Below are 17,698 nucleotides of genomic sequence, written 5' to 3' on the forward strand. Positions count from 1 at the left end.
CCCCGATCCCGTCCGGTCAGCCGAAGCGGCGGGCCGGCAGCCGGAGGTCCACCGTGTACAGGCGGGTGATCTGCTGCGGGAACTCGTTGTCGTCGCTGGCCAGCAGCAGCCGTACCCGGCCGGCGCCGTCGTAGTGGGTGGCGACCATGCCCTCGATGTTGTCCACCAGCGGGTGGTTCTGCGGCAGCTTCGAGGGGGCACCCAGCGTCGGGCAGTCGTTGAAGTCGCCGAGCGGCGTCTTGCGGGCGGGGCGCAGCCCCGGGCCCTCGGTCAGCACGTCCGTCTTCGAGGTGTCGCTCGCCCCGAGGGGGTCGGCGAGGTACAGCCTGGCCGTGATCGCGAACTCCCGGGTGAAGCCGCGTTCCAGGACGATCAGCCGTCCGTCGCGGGTCGGTGCGAGCTCGACGAGGCCGTGGCCGGGGTCGACGGGGTAGGCGTACTGCCGGCCGAGGGCGAACTCGCCGTTCGCGCGCCGCTCCCAGGTCTGGATCCGCTGGAGGGTGCGGCCCTGGGCGTCCTTGCCGTCGCCCGCGAGGGGTCCTTCCACGCCGGCGACGAGGGTGTGCCCGCCGGGCAGCAGGGTGAGCGATTCGAAGGTCTGGTTGACGGTGGCCCGGCCCTGGGGCGCGAGGGCGAAGGCGGGCGGGACGGGCAGGGTGGCCAGCACCCGGCCGGTCCGGCTGTAGCGGCGTACGGCGGGCGCGGTCTCGTCGGTGACCAGGTAGGTCCCGTCCCGGTCGACGACCACGCCCTCGGAGTCGGTCACCTTGCCGGCGCCGTCGGTGAGGGGGAGCCTCGCGGTGGCCTTGGCGGCGGGGGTGTTCCCGCGGGCCACCTCCAGCCGGTAGAGCGCGGACTTGTCGGAGACGGCGGTGACGCTCCCGTCGCGGTCGAGCGCGAGGCCGGAGATGCCGCCGACGAGCTTCCCGTCGAGCAGGCTCTTGTCGAGCGAGTCGGAGAAGCCCGCGACGTTCATGTACGGGGAGCAGGCGGCCCCCCGGGCGGGTGCCGGTCCGGCGGCGTCGGCCGTGGGGGCGAGCGCTCCGGAGAGCGCGGCGGTGGCCACCGCGGTGGTGACGAGCGTACGAAGGCGCATGACGGCCTTCCTCCTGGGAGGGTCGGGGTTCGGAGGGGGACGGGACCGGACGGGGACCCTGCCGAACTGTCATATGCCTGATCGAAACAAAAGGGAAGGGCGGACGGCGCGGCGGCAACGAACTCGCCAACTCCCGTTCACACGGGCCGCGCCGCGAGCCGGGTGGTGGTGCTACGCCTGCGGCGAGCGGGCGTCGTAGCGGGCGAACGAACGCCACCGCGCGGCGAGGAGGCACAGCACCAGTACGCACGCCAGCCCGCCTCCGGTGACGGCCACCGCCGGGGAGGCGAGGTCGGCGACCGAACCGGCGAGGAAGTCCCCCAGCCGGGGCCCGCCGGCGACGACCACGATGAACACGCCCTGCAGGCGCCCCCGCATCGCGTCGGGCGTGGCCGCCTGGAGCATCGTGCTGCGGAACACCATCGAGATGGTGTCAGCACATCCGGCCGCTGCGAGGAAGACCAGTCCCAGCCAAAGGTTCCGCGTCAGCCCGAAGACGGCGATGGCCAGCCCCCACGCCCCGACGGAGAGCAGGATGGCCAGCCCGTGCCGCCGGATCCGGCCCTGCCAGCCGGAGAACAGCCCGCCCAGCAGCGCGCCCACCGCGGGCGCGGCCACCAGCAGTCCGACCGTCTTGGCGTCGCCGCCGTACCAGAGCACGGCGACGGCCGGGAACAGCGCCTTCGGCTGGGCCAGCACCATGGCGGCCATGTCGGAGAAGAAGGTCATCCGGATGTTCGGGCGGGTGCCGAGGAAGCGCAGGCCGTCGAGGACCGAGGCCCGCCCGCCCTCCTTGCGGCCCTCCGGCAGCATCGAGGGCAGCCGCCACATGGCGTACAGGGCGGCGAGGAAGGTCACCGCGTCGATCAGGTACGCCGCCTGGTAGCCCCACCAGCCGACGATCACGCCGCCCAGCACCGGGCCGATCATCGTCCCGGAGGTCATGGTGACGGAGCCCAGTGCGTTGGCGGCGGGCAGCTGCTCGGGCGGGAGCAGCTTCGGGATCATGGCCGAGCGGGCGGGGCCGTTCAGCGCCCCGCAGACGGCCTGGAGGGCGACGACGGTGTAGAGCAGCCAGACCCGGTGGTAGTCGAGGAGGGCGGCGGCGGCCAGGCCGACGGAGAGGACGGCGAGCCCGGTCTGGCTGTAGAGGCCGAGCCTGCGCCGGTCGACGGTGTCGGCGATGGCGCCGCCGTACAGGCCGAAGACCACGAGCGGGACGAGCGAGAAGAGCCCGACGAGGCCGACGGAGAAGCTGGAGCCGGTGATCTCGTAGACCTGGAGCGAGATCGCGAGGGCGGTCATCGCCTGGCCCATCCAGGAGATGGTGCCGCCCACCCACAGCCGCCGGTAGTCGGCGGAGGTGCGCAACGGGGTCAGGTCGGCGAATATGCGTCGCTTCGGCCGGGGAGGGGAGGCGGTTCCAGTCACACGGGATGGTAACCAGGCCCGGCTGGGGCGACCCTGGAGACCGGGGAGCGTTCACACACCCGCAACGCCCTCACCACAGGGATCCGGGGCCCCAGACGGGGCCGGCCTTGCCGCTAACCCGCCACCGTCACCGGACATTTGACCGGAACGGCGTACCCTCCACGCCCCCTGTCGGCTCATGATGAAAAGACTCGTATGTCCAGGGAGGCGTAGTGATCGAACCTGGCAACAGCACAACGAGCACCACCGTGAGCGGCGTTCCCACCCCCCTCACGGTCGGGGTCGAGGAGGAGTTCCTGCTCGTCGACGCCACCACCTTGCGGGTGGTCCCGGCCGCGCCGCTCGTCCTCGCCACCGCCGCCGGGCTCCCGCAGCAGCTGCACGCCGAGGGGACCCGGTACCAGGTGGAGATCTCCACCCCGGTCGCGGATTCGGCGGTGAACCTCCGCGAGGAGCTCGCCGTACTGCGGCGCGCGCTGTCCGCGGCGGCCCGTGCGCACGGCTGCCGGCTGCTGGCCGCCCCCTCGCCCGTCGTGGCGGTGGAGGGGCCCCTGCACCTGACCGACGACGAGCCGCGCCAGCGGGAGCAGCACCGGCGGTTCGGCGCGCTGACGGACACCCTGGTGAGCTGCGGCCGCCACATCCACATCGGCACGCTCGACGTGGACACGGCGGTGGCCGTGTCCAACCGGGTCAGACCATGGCTGCCCACGCTGATCGCGCTGGCCGCCAATTCCCCCTTCTGGGGCGGCCGGGACACCGGTCACTCCAGCTGGCGGGCGATGGCCTGGTCGGGCTGGCCCTCGGCGGGCCTGCCCCCGCACTTCACGTCCACGGCCCATTTCCGGCACTCGGTGGAGACCCTGCTCGGCTCCGGCGCGGCCCTGGACACCAAGATGGTCTACTGGGACCTCCGTCCCTCCGGGAACTGGCCCACGCTCGAGATCCGGGCGCCCGACATGTCCCCGGACATCGACACGGCCGTGCTGCAGGCGGAGCTGGGGCGCGCCCTGGTGGCCTCCGCGCTGCGCGCCGTCGCGGAGGGGCTGCCGGATCCGCCTGTACGGGACGACGTACTGCGCCTCGCACGCTGGCGGGCTGCGCACGACGGCCTGGAGGGCTTCGGCCTGGACCCGTACACGGGTGCCGAGGTGCCGGCGGCCGACCTGGCCGAGGCGCTGCTCGACCTGGTCGCCCCCGACCTGGCCGCCGCGGGCGACCTGGACCACGCGGCGAAGACCCTGGGCGGGCTGCTGCGCGACGGTTCGGGGGCCGCCCGGCAGCGTGCGGCCTTCGCCCGCCGGGGGGACCTCACGGACGTGCTGCGGCACCTGGTGGAGGAGACGGAGAACTTCTAGCCGGTCCAGCCGGTCCAGCCGGTCCGTCCCGGCGGCCGTGGCCGCGGGTGCCCGTTCGGGGCGTCCGCGGCCGCGGCGCGCCTCAGAGCCAGCCGCGCTGGGCGGCGCGCAGTCCGGCCTCGAAGCGGCTGGTCGCGTTGAGGCGTTCCATCAGCGCGGACATCTGGCGGCGCACGGTGCGCAGGGAGACCCCGAGCCGCTTGCCGGCGGCCTCGTCGGTCAGGCCGGAGGCCAGCAGCTTGAGCAGTTCGCGTTCGCCGGCGGTGATGCCGTCCTCCGCTGCCTGTTCGCGGGCGGCGCCGAGCGGGACGGCCTGCTCCCAGGTCTGCTCGAAGAGGCTGACGAGGGAGGCGACGATGCCGGGCGAGGTGGTGCAGAGGGCGCCGAGCCGGGAGTTGGCGGGGTCGATGGGGACCACGGCGGTCTTCCGGTCGAAGATCACCAGGCGGGGCGGGAGCACGGGGCTGGTGCGGATCTGTCCCCCGAGGTCGGTCGACCACTGCACGTAGGCGAGGGTGGCCGGGTCGTTGCGGACGCTGTCCTGGTAGACCGACCGCATCTGGATGCCGCGCAGCATGGCGTCCTCGTCCAGCGGCCGTGAGGCGTCCATGCTGGCCTGGGACTGGGCGCCGCCCGGCATGATCGAGAGACATTCGACGGTGAGTCCCTGGGCAAGGACCTCCAGCCGGGCGTGGATGGCGTCGAGGCCCACGAGCCTTTCCGCGCCGTCGGATGCGGTGTTGGGCCGCAGGCTCGCGAACTCCGCGACGGCGCGCGCCGCCGCCGCCTTGCTGGCCGCCAGCTCCTGCTGGCGGCGGATCAGGTCCTCTTCCTGACGGCGGAGTATCTGCTCCAGCCCGGCCTCTGGGCTGACGGCCCGCAGCCCGCCCGCGTGGTCGCGCGAGGGGGTGAGCAGGTCGAGGTCGACGAGCCGGTCGAGCCCCTCGCGCACCTCCGCCTCGGTCATCCCCAGCCGTGCGCCCAGTTCGGCCACCCCGCCGGTCGGATCGGCGAGCATCTCCCGGTAGACAGCCTCTACGAGGGTGTCCAGTCCCAACGCTTCCAGCATGCTTGTGCCCCCCGGCCTGTTGGTGCGACGGATGACTTCCCGCCGTTGTCTTGATCCTAAAGGTGCGCAGGTGGGGCCATAGGCAGTCTCTTTCGATCTTTCCTGAGCGGCACCTTGGTGCCTGTCACCTTGGTGCCATCGGATTCCTCTTCTGCACCTATACGCGGGCTTGCAGGATGGTGTTCACCGGGACGGCGGGGCACGGAGCCCCACCCCAGGCCAGGGCCGAAAGGCCGGACCGGTGCAGCGCGCCCCAGCCGCACCACGCCGATACCGATGCCGATCGTGTTCCAGGGGGATCCATGTCTCGCACCGCTCGCCTGATCGCCGCCGCCGGACTCACTGCCCTGCTGTCCTGCACCGCCGCCGTCGCGGTCACCGCCGGACCGAGCGGTGTCGGTTGGGACTCGGTCGAGGCGGCCACCGCCCCGGGCGGGGTCGCCTGGGACTCGGTGCGGGCGGCCGGACCGCAGGGCGTCGGCTGGGACTCCGCCGCCACCGACAAGCGCGGAGTCGCCTGGGACTGATCCTCCGTTCGGCGCCGAACGGAGGGCGGCGCCGAACGGGCGAGGGCCGGCAGTCGGAGCCGACCACTCCGCCCCCTGCCGTGACGTACGCCACGCCCCATCCGCCCGCCCTGCCCCCGGGAACGCCGAAGCCGCAGGTGCAATCGTTTCTGCACCTGCGGCTTGCGGTGGGGCGGGTGGGACTCGAACCCACGGCCGACGGATTATGAGTCCGCTGCTCTAACCGGCTGAGCTACCGCCCCTTTACGGCGTGGCGCGTACATGTGTGCGCGCCGTCTGCCGCAGCATAGCCGCTCATACGATCTCCTGCTTCGGATGCCCCGCATGATCGGCTGCGCTTGTTCAGAGAGACCGCGCTGAGCGCTGCCCGGTTCCAGGATCCGGGCAAAAAGAAAGAGGACCCTCCCGGGTCCTCTTCTCTTCCTGCTCCCCCGACTGGACTCGAACCAGTAACCTGCCGGTTAACAGCCGGCTGCTCTGCCAATTGAGCTACAGGGGACCGCGCTCCCCCGACTGGACTCGAACCAGTAACCTGCCGGTTAACAGCCGGCTGCTCTGCCAATTGAGCTACAGGGGATTGCTGCGGTGCACCGAACAGCCCACCTCCGGCCTTGCCGGGGGGCGAGCGCCCGTTGCGAGTCATAGATTAGCGCAAGCAGGGGGGTGCTCCGCCAATCGGTATCGCAGCAGGCCGGGCACCGAGACAACGAAGGGTGGCAGGCATGCGCTACAAGGTCACGTTCCTCGCCGGAGTAGCCCTCGGATACGTGGTGGGCACGGCGGCGGGACGCGAGCGCTACGAGGAGATGAAGAAGTCCGCCCGGCGCCTCGCGCAGAACCCGGCGGTGCGCAACGCCGCCGAGACCGCCGGGCACACCGGGCGGCAGTTCGCGGGCAAGGCGTTCGCGGCCGTGGGCGACAAGGTCGGCGACGCCGTCCCCGCGTCCGTGGCGAAGCACGTGCGGTCGCTGCGGGACCGGGGGCAGGGCTCCGAGGACGACTGGGGCACGAGCAACACCTGAGGCGGCTGGTTCCGGCCCGGCGTGCGGCAGAATTCTCCGCATGGGGATAGTCGCCGGGCTGGACAGCTCTTCCGCCTTCACTCGCATCGTCGTCTGCGACACGGACACCGGGGCCGTGCTGCGCCAGGGCTACGCGCCCCATCCGCAGCCCGTCGGTGAGACCGTCCCCCACGAGACCGACCCGCAGGCCTGGCTGCTCTCCCTCGGCGAAGCCGCCGGGGGCGGGCTGCTGGAAGGCGTCCAGGCCATCGGGGTCTGCGCGCAGCAGCAGGGCATGCTGCCGCTGGACGCGCAGGGCGCGCTGATCCGCCCCGCCCTGATCGGCAACGACAAGCGGGGCCAGGTCGCCGCCGCGGACCTGGTCGGGGCGCTCGGCGGCAAGGCCGCCTGGGTGGCCGCCGTCGGCTCGGTCCCGCACCCCGCGCAGCCGATCACCAAGCTCGCCTGGCTGGCCCGCAACGAGCCCGAGGCCGCGCGCCGGGTGGCGGTGGTGATGTCCCCGCACGACTGGCTCGTCTGGCAGCTGCTCGGCCGGCCCGCGCGCCGCACCACCGACCGGGCCGGGGCCTCGGGCACCGGGTACTGGTCGGCGGCCACCGGCTCCTACCGCCCCGACCTGGTCGAGCTGGCGCTGGGGCACCAGGCGCTGCTGCCGGAGGTGCTCGGTCCGGCCGACGCCGCCGGGATGACCCCCGAGGGGCTGCTGATCTCCGCGGGGACCGGGGAGACCACGGCCGCCGCGCTGGGGCTCGGCATCGGCCCGGGCGACGCGGTGGTCTCGCTCGGGGCCTCCGGTTCGGTGATGGCCGTGCACCACGAGGCACTGTCGGATCCGGGCGGCCTGATCACCTCCCTCGCCGACGCGGCCGGCATGCACCTGCCGGTGGTGAACACCTCGAACGCCGTACGGGCCCTGCGCGGCACCGCCGACATGCTGGGCACCGACCTGGAGGGGCTGAGCGCGCTCGCGCTGAAGTCGACCCCGGGTGCACACGGGCTCGTGCTCCTGCCCTACCTGGAAGGGGAGCGGACCCCGAACCTGCCGCACACCGCGGGCACCCTGTCGGGGCTGCGCCGGGACTCGATGAAGCCCGAGCACCTCGCGCGGGCCGCCTTCGAGGGCATGCTGTGCGGGCTGGTCGACGCCCTCGACGTGCTGCGGCACCGCGGCGTGGGGATCCGCCGGGTGTTCCTGCTCGGGGCCGCCGCCGAGCTGCCCGCCGTACAGGCCGCCGCGCCGGGGCTGTTCGGGACGCAGGTGGTCGTGCCCGCTCCGGCGGACTACGCGGCGCTGGGCGCGGCACGTCAGGCGGCCTGGGCGCTCGGGGTGCGGCAGGGCACGCTGGCCCCGCACGTGCCGCCGCTGTGGCCGGCCCCGCCGGCCCAGGTGTTCGAGCCGGGCGAGGACTACCCGGCCTGGCAGGCCGTCCGCCAGCAGTACGTCACGACGCGGGAGCAGCTGCACCCGGGGGCCTTCGGCTTCTAGGGCGCGGGGCGCGGCGGCGCCGGCGCGGGGCCCGGGACCGGGGAATGGGGCGGCCTACTCCTTTTGACCGGGCTTTGCTAAATCCGCTGGGGTCCGGGCCACCGGTTGGCAGAAGATGGAGTGAACCCCCTCGATCTTGCCTACCCGGAGCCTGCGCGTGCTCATACGACTGCTGCGGACCCACCTGGATCCGTACAAGAAACCGATCGCCGCACTGGTCCTGCTGCAACTCCTGCAGACCAGTGCGAGCCTCTACCTGCCCACCCTCAACGCGGACATCATTGACAACGGTGTCGTCAACGGGGACACCGGCTACATCCTGCGCTTCGGCGCGCTGATGCTCGGCGTCTCCCTCGTGCAGCTCGTCTGCAACGTCGGGGCCGTCTACTACGGCGCCCGCACCGCGGCCGCCCTCGGCCGCGACATCCGTGCCTCCGTCTTCGACCGGGTGCAGAGCTTCTCGGCTCGGGAGCTCGGCCAGTTCGGCGCCCCCTCGCTGATCACCCGTACGACGAACGACGTCCAGCAGGTCCAGATGCTGGTGCTGCTGACCTTCACCCTCATGGTGTCGGCGCCGATCATGTGCGTCGGCGGCATCGCGATGGCCCTCTCGCTCGACGTGAAGCTGTCGGGCGTGCTGCTCGCGGTGGTGCCCGTGCTCGGCGTCTCGGTCGGTGCGATCGTCTGGAAGACGCGGCCGCTGTTCCGGCAGATGCAGGAGCGCCTCGACGTCGTCAACCGCGTGCTGCGCGAGCAGATCACCGGCAACCGCGTGATCCGCGCCTTCGTCCGCGACGGTTACGAGGAGGAGCGCTTCCGCCGGGCGAACTCCGAGCTGACCGCGGTCTCGCTGGCCTCCGGCAAGCTGCTCGCCCTGATGTTCCCCACCGTCATCCTGGTCGTGAACGTCTCCAGCGTCGCCGTCATCTGGTTCGGTGCGATGCGGGTGGACGGCGGCGGCATGGAGATCGGTCAGCTGACCGCCTTCCTCGCCTACCTGATGCAGATCGTGATGGCCGTGATGATGGCCACCTTCATGTTCATGATGGTGCCGCGCGCCGAGGTCTGCGCCGAGCGCATCCAGGAGGTCCTGGACACCGAGTCCAGCGTGGTCCCGCCCGCCGACCCGGTGCGCGCGCTCGCCCGCCGCGGGCAGCTGGAGCTGCGCGGCGCCGACTTCCGCTACCCGGGTGCCGAGGCCCCGGTGCTGCGCGGGGTGGACCTGGTGGCCCGTCCCGGCGAGACCACCGCGGTGATCGGCTCCACCGGCAGCGGCAAGTCCACGCTGCTGGGCCTGGTGCCCCGGCTGTTCGACGCGACCGGGGGTGACGTGCTGGTCGACGGGGAGGACGTGCGCCGGATCGACCCGGAGCTGCTGGCCCGGACGGTCGGCATGGTCCCGCAGAAGCCGTACCTGTTCTCCGGGACGATCGCCTCGAACCTGCGCTACGGGCGCCCGGACGCGACCGACGAGGAGCTGTGGCGGGCCCTGGAGGTCGCGCAGGCGAAGGACTTCGTGTCCGAGCTGGACGGCGGGCTCGAAGCGCCCGTCACCCAGGGCGGGACGAACGTCTCCGGCGGCCAGCGCCAGCGCCTGGCGATCGCCCGCACGCTCGTGCAGCGCCCGGAGATCTACCTGTTCGACGACTCGTTCTCGGCCCTGGACTACGCGACGGACGCGGCGCTGCGCGCGGCGCTCGCCCTGGAGACCGGGGACGCGACGGTCGTCATCGTCGCCCAGCGGGTCTCCACGATCCGCGACGCCGACCGGATCATCGTCCTCGACGGGGGCCAGGTGGTGGGCGAGGGCCGCCACCACGAGCTGATGGCCGGCAACGAGACCTACCGGGAGATCGTGCTCTCCCAGCTGACGGAGGCGGAGGCCGCATGAGCGGGCCCGGAGGACGGATGATGATGGGGCCGGCCCAGCGGTCCCTGGACTTCAAGGGGTCCGGCAAGCGCCTGCTGGGCCAGCTGGCGCAGGACCGGACCAAGCTGTGGGGCATGGTCGCCGCCGTGGTCGGCAGCGTCGGCTGCGCGGTGGTCGGTCCGAAGATCCTCGGCGAGGCCACCGACCTGGTGTTCGCGGGGATCGTCGGCCGGCAGATGCCGGACGGCCTGACCAAGCAGCAGGCGCTGGACGGGCTGCGCGCCAAGGGGCAGGACGGGATGGCGGACATGCTGTCCGGCACCGACTTCACCCCCGGGCAAGGCATCGACTTCGGTGCCGTCGGCGTCACGGCGCTCTGGGCACTGCTGGTGTTCACCCTGGCGGGCCTGCTGATGCTGGTGGCCACGCGGCTGTCGAACCACGTGATGAACGGCACCGTCTACCGGATGCGCGAGGAGCTCCAGGCGAAGCTGTCGCGGCTGCCGTTGTCGTACTTCGACCAGCAGAAGCGCGGCGAGGTGCTGAGCCGGGCGACGAACGACATCGACAACATCGGCCAGACCCTCCAGCAGACGATGGGGCAGCTGCTGAACTCGCTGCTCACGATCGTCGGCGTGCTGGTGATGATGTTCTGGATCTCGCCGCTGCTGGCGCTGGTCGCGCTGGTGACCGTACCGGTGTCGGTGGTGGTCGCGGCGAAGATCGGCAAGAGGTCGCAGCCGCAGTTCGTGGCGCAGTGGAAGACCACGGGCACGCTGAACGCCCACATCGAGGAGATGTACTCCGGCCACGCGCTGGTGAAGGTCTTCGGGCGGCAGAAGGAGTCGGCGGCGGTCTTCGCCGAGCAGAACGAGGAGCTGTACCGGGCCTCCTTCAAGGCGCAGCTGGTCAGCGGCATCATGCAGCCGGTGATGTTCTTCATATCGAACATCAACTACGTGCTGGTCGCGGTCGTCGGCGGTCTGCGGGTGGCCTCGGGCACCCTGTCGATCGGTGACGTGCAGGCCTTCATCCAGTACTCGCGCCAGTTCTCGATGCCGCTGTCGCAGGTGGCGTCGATGGCGAACCTGGTGCAGTCGGGCGTCGCCTCGGCGGAGCGGGTGTACGAGCTGCTGGACGCGCCGGAGCAGGAGCCGGACGCGGAGGTCCCGGAGCGTCCGGAGGAGCTGCGCGGGCAGGTCACCCTCGACAAGGTGGCCTTCCGCTACGAGCCGGACAAGCCGCTGATCGAGAACCTCTCGCTGACGGTGGAGCCGGGGCAGACGGTCGCGATCGTCGGCCCGACGGGCGCCGGCAAGACCACGCTGGTCAACCTGCTGATGCGGTTCTACGAGGTCACGGGCGGGGAGATCGCCCTGGACGGGGTGGACATCGCGAAGATGACCCGCGAGGAGCTGCGCGGCGGGATCGGCATGGTGCTCCAGGACACCTGGCTGTTCGGCGGCACGATCGCGGAGAACATCGCGTACGGCGCCTCGCGGGAGGTGACGCGCGCCGAGATCGAGGAGGCCGCGCGGGCGGCGCACGCGGACCGGTTCGTGCGCACCCTGCCGGACGGCTACGACACGGTGCTTGACGACGAGGGCGCGGGCGTCAGCGCGGGTGAGAAGCAGCTGATCACCATCGCGCGGGCGTTCCTTTCGGACCCGGTGATCCTGGTGCTCGACGAGGCGACGAGCTCGGTGGACACCCGTACCGAGGTGCTGATCCAGAAGGCGATGGCGCGCCTGGCGCACGGCCGTACGTCCTTCGTGATCGCGCACCGGCTCTCCACGATCCGGGACGCCGACGTGATCCTGGTGATGGAGAGCGGCTCGATCGTGGAGCAGGGCACGCACGAGGAGCTGCTGGCGGCGGAGGGCGCGTACGCGCGGCTGTACGCGGCGCAGTTCGCGCAGGCGGTGGCCGAGGTCGACTGACGGCCGGCGGCTGGCGGCTGGCGGCCGACCGGCCGGGCCGGGAGCGGGTGGGGGCGTCCTCGGGGGCGCCCCCTTTCCCGTTCCCCGGTCTCCCGCGGGTCAGTCGAGGTAGCCGCGCAGCTGGTCGGCGAAGGCGTGGTCGCGCAGCTTGTTGAGGGTCTTGGACTCGATCTGGCGGATCCGCTCGCGGGTGACGCCGAAGATCCGGCCGATCTCCTCCAGGGTGCGGGGGCGGCCGTCGGCGAGCCCGTAGCGGAGCTGGACGACCTTGCGTTCGCGTTCGCCGAGGGTGGAGAGGACGGCTTCGAGGTGTTCGCGCAGCAGGAAGAAGGCGGCGGACTCCATCGGGGAGGCGGCGTCGCCGTCCTCGATCAGGTCGCCGAGGGCGACGTCCTCCTCCTCGCCGACCGGGGCGTGCAGGGAGACGGGCTCCTGGGCGAGGCGGAGCACCTCCAGGACCCGCTCGGGGGTCAGTTCCAGGTGGACGGCGACCTCTTCGGCGGTGGGTTCGTACCCGCGTTCCTGGAGCATGCGGCGCTGGACGCGGACGACGCGGTTGATGAGTTCGACGACGTGGACGGGGACGCGGATGGTGCGGGCCTGGTCGGCGAGGGCCCGTGACATCGCCTGCCGGATCCACCAGGTGGCGTAGGTGGAGAACTTGTAGCCGCGGGCGTAGTCGAACTTCTCGACGGCCCTGATCAGGCCGAGGTTGCCCTCCTGGACCAGGTCGAGCATGGTCAGGCCGCGGCCGACGTAGCGCTTGGCGACGGAGACGACGAGCCGCAGGTTCGACTCGATGAGCCGGCGTTTGGCCATGCGGCCCATGACGACGAGTTTGTCGAGGTCCACGGCGAGCTGGGAGTCGAGGTCGGTGGCGCCGGCGAGTTTCTCCTCGGCGAAGAGTCCCGCTTCGACGCGCCGCGCGAGTTCGACCTCCTCGGCGGCGGTGAGCAGCGGGATCCTGCCTATCTCGCGCAGGTACTGGCGGAAGAGGTCGGCGGAGGGCCCGGTCCCGGCGGTGCTGTCACGGGCGCGGGTGCGCTGCGGTGGGACCGGCTCGATGAGTTCGAGGACCTCGGGTTCCTCTTCGCCGGCTTCCTCCACCGTGTCGGCCTCGGCCTCGGGATCCGGATCGGAGGCGTCGTCGGCGGGGCGGCTCGCGTTCACGGTCAGGGTCTGGGTCTGCACGGGGGCGACCTCCAGGGCTCCGAGGACGGTGGCACCGCACCTCAGTGTGGGGTACGACACATCGCTGCCACGAGGGGCGTGCGAGCACTTTCTGAGCCCGCTGCGTGACGGATGGTTACCCCTTGGCGGGAATCCCGATGCGGATCGGACTCATGTCCGACCGGAGTCAGGCGGGTTCCACGCGGACCGCGCAGACCTTGAACTCGGGCATGCGCGAGACGGGGTCCAGGGCGGGGTTGGTGAGGGTGTTGGCGCGGCCCTCGCCGGGCCAGTGGAACGGCATGAACACGGTGTCGGCGCGGACGGCGTCCGTGACGCGGGCCGGGGCGACGGCCCGTCCGCGGCGGGAGGTCACGGCGAGGGGGGTGCCGTCGGTGACGCCGAGCCGGGCCGCGAGGCGCGGGTGGAGTTCCACGAAGGGGCCGGGGGCGGCGGTGTTGAGTTCGGGCACGCGGCGGGTCTGCGCCCCGGACTGGTACTGGGCGACGACCCGGCCGGTGGTGAGCAGCAGGGGGTATTCGGCGTCGGGGACCTCGGCGGCGTCGCGGTGGGAGACGGGGGTGAAGCGGGCCCGGCCGTCGTCGGTGGCGAAGCGGTCGAGGAAGAGCCGGGGCTGTCCCGGGGTGCCTTCGGGGCAGGGCCAGAAGACGCCCTGTTCGGCTTCGATGCGGGCGTAGGAGATGCCGGAGTAGTCGGCGGGGCCGCCCGCGGAGGCGCGGCGCAGCTCGCCGAAGACCTCTTCGGGGTCGGTGGGGAAGCCCTTCTCGACGCCGAGGCGGGAGGCGATGCCGTGCAGGACCTCCAGGTCGCTGCGGACCCCGGGCGGCGGGGTGAGGGCGCGGCGGCGCAGCAGGACGCGGCCTTCCAGGTTGGTGGTGGTGCCGGTCTCCTCCGCCCACTGGGTGACGGGCAGCACCACGTCGGCGAGTGCGGCGGTCTCGGAGAGGACGACGTCGGCGACGGCGAGGAAGTCCAGGGAGCGGATGCGGTCCTCGACGTGGGCGGCGCGGGGGGCGGACACCACCGGATTGGAGCCCATGAGGAGGAGGGCCTTGACGTCGCCGCCGAGGGCGTCGAGGAGTTCGTAGGCGCTGCGCCCGGGGCCGGGCAGGCTCTGCGGGTCGACGCCCCAGACGCGGGCGACGTGGGCGCGGGCGGCGGGGTCGGTGAGCTTGCGGTAGCCGGGGAGCTGGTCGGCCTTCTGGCCGTGCTCGCGGCCGCCCTGGCCGTTGCCCTGGCCGGTGAGGCAGCCGTATCCGGAGTGGGGGCGGCCGGCGCGGCCGGTGGCGAGGCAGAGGTTGATCCACGCGCCGACGGTGTCGGTGCCCTTGGACTGCTGCTCGGGTCCCCGGGCGGTGAGGACCATGGCGGTGGAGGGGGTGCAGAACAGCTCGACGGCGCGGCGGAGTTCCGGGACGGGGATCCCGGTGATGCGCTCGACCAGTTCGGGCCAGTGGGCCATGGCGGCGGCCCGGGCGTCCTCCCAGCCGGTGGTGCGCGCGCTGATGAACTCCTCGTCGGTGCGGCCCTCGGCGACGACCAGGTGGAGCAGTCCGAGGGCGAGGGCGAGGTCGGTGCCGGGGCGCGGTGCGAGGTGCAGGTCGGCCTGTTCGGCGGTGCGGGTGCGGCGGGGGTCGACGACGATCAGGGTGCCGCCGTTCGCCTTGAGTTCGGTCAGGTAGCGCAGGGCGGGCGGCATGGTCTCGGCGAGGTTGGAGCCGACGAGGACGACGCAGCCGGTGCGGGGGACGTCCTCCAGCGGGAAGGGCAGTCCACGGTCGAGGCCGAAGGCCTTCTGGTGGGCGGCGGCGGCCGAGGACATGCAGAAGCGGCCGTTGTAGTCGATCTGGGAGGTGCCGAGGGCGACGCGGGCGAACTTGCCGAGGGCGTACGCCTTCTCGTTGGTGAGGCCGCCGCCGCCGAAGACGCCGACGGCGTCGGGGCCGTGGGCGCGGCGGGTGCGGGCAAGGCCGTCGGCGACGGCGTCGAGGGCCTCCTCCCAGGTGGCCGGTACGAGCGGGCCGCCGGCGTGGGTGCGGATGAGCGGCTCGGTCAGGCGCACCCGGGAGGAGAGCACGGCGGGGGCGGTGCGGCCCTTGCCGCACAGTGCGCCCCGGTTGACGGGGAAGTCGGTGCGCTCCTCGACCGTCACCGCGTCGCCTCCGGGGGCGGGGCGCAGGTTCATGCCGCACTGCAGGGCGCAGTAGGGGCAGTGGGTGGCGGTGGCTTCCGGGGAGCTGTGCATGCGCTCCAGGGTGCGGCGGGGGTGTTACGCGGGCCGCGCGCCCGCGTTACGGGCGGGGGTGCTCGGCCTCATCGCCGTCCGGCGGGGACGGTGAGGGCGGCGGGGGCGGGCAGGACGTCGCGCACGAGGGGCGGATCGTGTTCCATGACCGGACCGTAGCCCGGCGCCCCGGCGGCGGGCACGCGGATATCCGCCGGGGCCGGGGGCCCCGTCCCGTCTTTGCCCCGCGCGCCCCCTTGCCGTGGCTAGGCTGGCGGGGTCAGGACTGGAGGAGACCATGACCGCCAGGCTTCCCGAGTGGCTCTACCCGCCGCGTGCCAGCGGCTGGGAGGCCGACGACCTCGACCACATCCCGAACCTGCCGCGCCACACCGAGCTCATCGACGGAGCGCTGATCTTCATGGTGTCCCCGCAGCGGTCCTGGCACGACCGTGTCATCCGGCGTCTGACGGCCGCGTTGGAGGAGCAGGTGGCGGACGGGAACACCGTCGAGGCACAGATGACCGTGAAGCTGAGCGCCAAGAGCCGCCTCGAGCCCGATGTCATCTCCGCGACCGTCGCCTACGAGCCGGACCGGACCTGCTTCCTGCCCGAGGACGTGGCGCTGGTCGTGGAGGTGGTGTCCGAGGAGTCGCAGGAGCGGGACCGGGAGACGAAGCCCTTCACGTACGCCCGGGCCGGGATCCGGCACTTCTGGCGGGTCGAGGAGGAGCACGGGCTCCCGGTGGTCCACGCGTACGAGCTCGACGACACGACCCGCACCTACGTCCCCACCGGCATCCACCGGGAGCGCCTCAAGACGAGCGTGCCCTTCGGCATCGAGATCGACCTGGCGCGCCTGGCCCGGTGAGCCCGGCCTACTGGCCGGTGAGGTACTTCACCGTCAGGCCGGCCGTCCAGCCGCCGTCGACGGCGAGTTCGGCGCCGGTCATGTAGCCGGCGGCGTCGGAGAGGAGGAAGGCGACGGCGGCCGCGATCTCCTCGGGGAGGCCGACGCGGCCCAGGGGGGCGCCGGGGTAGTTGCCCTCGCCCGTCCGGATGCCGATCGGGGCGGTCATCGGGGTCAGCGTCATGCCGGGGTGGACGGAGTTGACGCGGATCTTCGCCTCGGCGAGTTCGACGGCGCCGATCTTCGAGAGGCCGCGCACGCCCCACTTGGAGGCACCGTAACCGGCGGTGAGGGCGAGTCCGGTGAGGCCGGCGGCGGAGGAGATGTTGACGACGGAGCCGCCGCCGTTCGCCCGGAGCAGGGGGATCGCGGTCTTGATGCCGATGAACACGCCGACCAGGTTGACCTCGACGACCTGGCGGAAGTGCTCGACGCTCTCGTGTTCCAGGAACTGGCCGGTGGAGATGCCGGCGTTGTTGACGAGTCCGTCGATCCGGCCGAACTCGGAGACCGCGTGGTCCAGTACCGCCTGCCAGTCGGCCTCGCTCGTCACGTCGTGCCGCAGGAAGCGGGCCGCGTCGCCGAGCTTGGCGGCGGTCTCGGCGCCCTCGGCCTCCAGCAGGTCGGTGATCAGCACCCGGCCGCCGCCGTCGACGACCGCCTGCGCCGCTGCCGCGCCCAGGCCCCGGGCCCCTCCGGTGATGACGACGACCTTGCCGCTCAGATCCACCACAGCCACGATCCACACCCCTGACGCAGACACATCGGTATATGACTAATCGGCATACGCCGATCGCGGCGTCAGTCTGCCAGAGCGGCCAGGACCCGCGACACCCCCTCTTCCTTCGGGCCGAGGAACCTCGGCTCCGGCCGGAAGGCCGCGTCCAGGGCCGCCTTGCCGGCCGCGAGGACCTCGCGGGCGCCGCCGTAGTACCAGGTGGCGTCGTGCTCGTCGTCCACGCCGACGCCGTAGGACTCCACGCCCGCGGCCTGACACAGGGCCACCGCACGGTGGATGTGGAAGTGCTGGCTGATCAGCACCGCCCGGCGCACCCCGAATATCTCCCGGACCCGCACGCAGGAGTCCCAGGTGTCGAATCCGGCGTAGTCGCTGACGATCCGGTCGTCGGGTATGCCGTGCCCCCTGAGGTACGTCCGCATCGCGCCGGGCTCGTCGTACTCGGTGCGGCTGTTGTCACCGGTCACCAGGACCACCTTCACCTTGCCCGCGCGGTACAGCTCCACCGCCGCGTCGAGCCGGTACGCCAGGTACGGGGTCGGGCGGCCCTTCCACAGGCCCGCCCCGAAGACCACCGCCACCCCGGCGTCGGGCGCCCCGGCGGTGGTCCGCAGCCGGTCGGCGGCCACCGCGTGCGTCCACGTCGACGGGAGGAGGGCCAGCACGCACAGCGCCATCACCGCCTGCACCGTCCGCCGACGCCCCCGCACCGTCCGCATCGCCCGTATCGTCCGCGCCATCCGCACGGCCTGCAGTCGCATCCGCCGGCGGGCGGCGCCGAACCACGCCGCCCGCCCCTGCTCCCGTACCCGCTCCCGCTCCCCCATGACCGATC

14 protein-coding genes and 3 tRNA genes are annotated in these 17,698 nt (G+C 72.5%); 7 read left to right on the plus strand and 10 right to left on the minus strand.

Annotated elements, in window-relative coordinates:
* Positions 1–16: 16 nt before the first annotated feature.
* Positions 17–1,096, minus strand: coding sequence for an esterase-like activity of phytase family protein (locus ACIPW5_RS12125; RefSeq protein WP_401243732.1), 1,080 nt, complete (start codon positions 1,094–1,096; stop codon positions 17–19).
* 171 nt (positions 1,097–1,267) lie between these two features.
* Positions 1,268–2,527, minus strand: a complete 1,260-nt coding sequence (locus ACIPW5_RS12130; RefSeq protein WP_401243734.1) for an MFS transporter — start codon at positions 2,525–2,527, stop codon at positions 1,268–1,270.
* Positions 2,528–2,775: 248 nt separating this feature from the next.
* Between ACIPW5_RS12130 and ACIPW5_RS12135 the strand changes: the two genes are divergently transcribed.
* A complete protein-coding gene (locus ACIPW5_RS12135; protein WP_401243736.1) occupies positions 2,776–3,885 on the plus strand; it encodes a glutamate--cysteine ligase in 1,110 nt (369 codons plus the stop codon).
* A gap of 82 nt (positions 3,886–3,967) precedes the next feature.
* Here ACIPW5_RS12135 and ACIPW5_RS12140 read toward each other — a convergent pair whose 3' ends face one another.
* The gene (locus ACIPW5_RS12140; protein ID WP_401243738.1) at positions 3,968–4,954 is read right to left on the minus strand and encodes a LuxR C-terminal-related transcriptional regulator; all 987 of its coding nucleotides are present in this window, start codon (positions 4,952–4,954) and stop codon (positions 3,968–3,970) included.
* 302 nt (positions 4,955–5,256) lie between these two features.
* Between ACIPW5_RS12140 and ACIPW5_RS12145 the strand changes: the two genes are divergently transcribed.
* Complete coding sequence (locus tag ACIPW5_RS12145) at positions 5,257–5,481, plus strand: hypothetical protein (RefSeq protein ID WP_401243740.1); 225 nt, start codon at positions 5,257–5,259, stop codon at positions 5,479–5,481.
* A 168-nt stretch (positions 5,482–5,649) separates the two neighbouring features.
* Here the strand turns inward: ACIPW5_RS12145 and ACIPW5_RS12150 are convergent.
* The 3 genes from ACIPW5_RS12150 to ACIPW5_RS12160 form a co-directional block, all read right to left on the minus strand.
* Positions 5,650–5,723 (minus strand) — tRNA-Ile (locus ACIPW5_RS12150).
* Positions 5,724–5,907: 184 nt separating this feature from the next.
* Positions 5,908–5,980, minus strand: a tRNA-Asn gene (locus ACIPW5_RS12155).
* A 5-nt stretch (positions 5,981–5,985) separates the two neighbouring features.
* Positions 5,986–6,058, minus strand: a tRNA-Asn gene (locus ACIPW5_RS12160).
* A 145-nt stretch (positions 6,059–6,203) separates the two neighbouring features.
* On the opposite strand from ACIPW5_RS12160, the gene ACIPW5_RS12165 reads away from it, so the two are divergent.
* The 4 genes from ACIPW5_RS12165 to ACIPW5_RS12180 all read left to right on the plus strand — a co-directional run bounded on the left by ACIPW5_RS12165 (position 6,204) and on the right by ACIPW5_RS12180 (position 11,799).
* Entirely contained in the window at positions 6,204–6,503 is a 300-nt protein-coding gene (locus tag ACIPW5_RS12165; protein WP_401243741.1) for a YtxH domain-containing protein, read from the plus strand.
* Positions 6,504–6,543: 40 nt separating this feature from the next.
* Positions 6,544–7,989, plus strand: a complete 1,446-nt coding sequence (locus tag ACIPW5_RS12170; RefSeq protein WP_401243743.1) for an FGGY-family carbohydrate kinase — start codon at positions 6,544–6,546, stop codon at positions 7,987–7,989.
* A gap of 157 nt (positions 7,990–8,146) precedes the next feature.
* A complete protein-coding gene (locus ACIPW5_RS12175; protein WP_401243744.1) occupies positions 8,147–9,880 on the plus strand; it encodes an ABC transporter ATP-binding protein in 1,734 nt (577 codons plus the stop codon).
* Positions 9,877–11,799 (plus strand): ABC transporter ATP-binding protein, encoded by a 1,923-nt coding sequence (locus ACIPW5_RS12180; protein WP_401243746.1) that lies wholly within the window; start codon positions 9,877–9,879, stop codon positions 11,797–11,799. The genes ACIPW5_RS12175 and ACIPW5_RS12180 overlap by 4 nt, the downstream gene beginning before the upstream one ends.
* 99 nt (positions 11,800–11,898) lie before the next feature.
* Here ACIPW5_RS12180 and ACIPW5_RS12185 read toward each other — a convergent pair whose 3' ends face one another.
* The gene (locus ACIPW5_RS12185; protein WP_401243748.1) at positions 11,899–13,050 is read right to left on the minus strand and encodes an RNA polymerase sigma factor; all 1,152 of its coding nucleotides are present in this window, start codon (positions 13,048–13,050) and stop codon (positions 11,899–11,901) included.
* Between the two features lie 106 nt (positions 13,051–13,156).
* Positions 13,157–15,235, minus strand: coding sequence for a molybdopterin oxidoreductase family protein (locus ACIPW5_RS12190; RefSeq protein ID WP_401243750.1), 2,079 nt, complete (start codon positions 15,233–15,235; stop codon positions 13,157–13,159).
* 277 nt (positions 15,236–15,512) lie between these two features.
* Between ACIPW5_RS12190 and ACIPW5_RS12195 the strand changes: the two genes are divergently transcribed.
* Positions 15,513–16,085, plus strand: coding sequence for a Uma2 family endonuclease (locus ACIPW5_RS12195; RefSeq protein WP_401243751.1), 573 nt, complete (start codon positions 15,513–15,515; stop codon positions 16,083–16,085).
* 7 nt (positions 16,086–16,092) lie between these two features.
* Here the strand turns inward: ACIPW5_RS12195 and ACIPW5_RS12200 are convergent, their stop codons facing one another.
* Positions 16,093–16,857 carry a glucose 1-dehydrogenase gene (locus ACIPW5_RS12200; RefSeq protein WP_401243867.1) on the minus strand — a complete coding sequence of 255 codons (765 nt, stop codon included), beginning with the start codon at positions 16,855–16,857 and terminating at the stop codon, positions 16,093–16,095.
* Between the two features lie 68 nt (positions 16,858–16,925).
* A complete protein-coding gene (locus ACIPW5_RS12205; protein WP_401243869.1) occupies positions 16,926–17,624 on the minus strand; it encodes a vancomycin high temperature exclusion protein in 699 nt (232 codons plus the stop codon).
* Positions 17,625–17,698: the final 74 nt, after the last annotated feature.

Origin of the sequence: Streptomyces sp. NPDC090077 (assembly GCF_044747545.1) — a bacterium.
Taxonomy (GTDB): domain Bacteria; phylum Actinomycetota; class Actinomycetes; order Streptomycetales; family Streptomycetaceae; genus Streptomyces.